This is a genomic window from Streptomyces sp. P9(2023) (assembly GCF_032436795.1).
Taxonomy (GTDB): Bacteria; Actinomycetota; Actinomycetes; order Streptomycetales; family Streptomycetaceae; genus Streptomyces.
The window spans coordinates 1-312 of sequence record NZ_JAUPWM010000308.1 but is presented as its reverse complement, the minus strand read 5'-3'; the positions used below and the strand labels follow the sequence as shown (position 1 = coordinate 312).

The 312-nt window shown below is 66.3% G+C and carries 1 protein-coding gene; it reads right to left on the bottom strand.

Annotated features, from left to right (window positions below):
- Nucleotides 1-64: 64 nt before the first annotated feature.
- Nucleotides 65-312: hypothetical protein (locus Q5762_RS37740; protein ID WP_315896830.1), on the bottom strand; the 248-nt coding region annotated here is incomplete at its 5' end.

Genomic DNA, 312 nt, shown 5'->3' with positions numbered 1-312 from the left:
GGCACCTGAGTCACCAGCATGTCCACCCACGGCGGGGACTGCATCACCAGCGGAGCCAGTATCATCAGCGTCTCCTCACCGTCGATGCCGACCGACGGCCAGCCATCTCGATCCGCGCATCCACCAGACGCTCCACACCCGAGGTCGGGTCCACCATCACAATCCGGACACCAGCCAGGCCATCCGCCACAGCAGCCGAGATGCCCGACGTGTCGAGCGCCGGGGAGGTGTGCGAGATGCCACCTCCTGCAAAGGTGCGCATCCCGATCAGGCTGGCCGTCTCGCGTAGGATTGATTGGGCCCGAGGTCGCC